The 1725-nt window shown below is 62.6% G+C and carries 1 protein-coding gene; it reads right to left on the bottom strand.

What is annotated here, in order from left to right; all coding sequences use genetic code 11:
* Positions 1 to 233: 233 nt before the first annotated feature.
* Positions 234 to 707, bottom strand: coding sequence for a hypothetical protein (locus GY769_04285; protein MCP4201133.1), 474 nt, complete (start codon positions 705 to 707; stop codon positions 234 to 236).
* Between the last annotated feature and the right edge of the window lie 1018 nt (positions 708 to 1725).

The raw sequence follows: 1725 nt of genomic DNA, 5'->3' as shown, positions 1-1725 counted from the left end.
CGAAAGGGCGGAAAGGACAAGCGAAAGCGAAAAGGCAAGGGTAACGACCGAGAGGCGAGAGACCCGACCGAGTCGGCGAACCCTGGTGCGAAGAAAGGCGGGAAGAAAGGAAAAGGAAAGGGCGATGGCAAGGCGAAGTTCGGCAAAGGCCCGGCCAACGATGCGACTACGTGTTCGCACTGCCGGCGCTCCGGCCATTCCGCTGACAACTGCTGGGCGAACCCGGAGTCGAGTCAGTATAGGGGTTGGTCGGTGTTAGGCCAGGGTGTGCGCGATAGGGGTTGGACGACGGACCACGACGCGAGCACGACGCACGCTGCCGTGTCCACCGTCGGTCCGTCCGCCTCGCGCTCCGGCCGCCGTGCCGCTTCGTCGTCGACCGCTGCTTCCGAAGACTTGCTTGCCAGGTCGCTCGGGCAGTTGTTGTTAGCCCGCATCTCTCCGGAGACCAGCCGCGCGACAGCCGTTGTCGTGCGGGCCGCCGGGGCGCGGCATCGCAAGCCGTCCCGGGGTCCGTCTCCCACCGCGTCGCCCAACGAGTGGGTTATCGACTGCGGTGCCTCCCGCAACGTGATCGGCCAGGCGCCGGTGAGTTCGACGACGGTGCTCGATCGACCGTTTGAGGTGATGACCGCGAAGGGTGCCGTGACCGTCCGGACTGGCGCGTTCGTCAGTAGTCCGCTCGGCCCGGTCTTTGCGATTATCATCCCCGGCGCGCCGTCCTTACTCGCCCTGTCTGAGTTGATCGAGAGCGGTTACCGGTTCGAGTGGGGTTTGTCTGGTCCGCAGTTGTTTTCGCCGACGAATGATTTGATTCCGCTTCGTCTCGACAACGGCGTCCCGATTCTGCCCGCCTGCCGGTGTCCGCCGCCGAGCGTTGATTTGGTCATGTTGACGAAGATGGTCGACGAGATCGCCAACGACGTTCGTCCATGCCTGCCTTCTCGTGGTTCAGTTTCGTCTTCCGTGCCCTCGTTCTCCGGCGCTTCGCGCCCAGATGCCGTTCGCGCTTCGCGCCCTCACGCCGATAGCGCTTCGCGCTCTTCCGCCGGCGCTTCGCGCCCCGAGGTTTTTCGCGATGCTTCTCCGAGTTTTCAGAAGAAGAAACGAGAAGAATGTCCGGCCGAGCTGCCCACCTTATCCGAGTCTGCGCCTTTACCGGCGACGCCTTGCGAGGCTGGTTCTGGGTTTGGGTTTGAGCAGGGGCAGCCCAACAAACAGCACGGACCCCCGAAAAACCGGGTGACAAAAGATGCTAAGCGCGCGAAGGGAGAGCCGGCAAGAAAAAGAAATGTTCTTAGCCTAGCCCGCGGCTCTGTAGGAACGAAAGAGCGAGTCACTGTGGCTGGCGCGCAAATTGGGGCACCCGAGAAGAGAAAAGAAGCCACCTTTGTTGGCCAAGAAGGTTTTGATGACGAGAAGCATCGCCCGTGCGATTCGAGGCCTTGCCCCGACGACAGTCACGCCGTCCCTCGAGACGCGGAGGCGGACTGCTCCGGACGAAGCTTCGACTCGTGCGGCGGTTCGGGTGGCGTGAGTGGTCGCAGGCCCTTTCCGACACGTTCTGGTCGGACGGCCGTTTCGATTGCGACTGCCCACGCCGCGTTCACGCAGTTGCTCGCATGGCTTTCGGTAGTTAGCTGCTCTGCTTTGCCGTATTCTGCCGTGCCCGTTTGTGGTGAAGAGTGCGCGTTGAGTGGTGTATCGCCGTTGTCGTCTTCGTTT

The sequence above is a fragment of the bacterium genome (assembly GCA_024224155.1).
Taxonomy (GTDB): Bacteria; Acidobacteriota; Thermoanaerobaculia; order Multivoradales; family JAHEKO01; genus CALZIK01.
The sequence above is the reverse complement of the archived record's forward strand: the minus strand, read 5'-3'. Positions and strand labels throughout refer to the sequence as shown.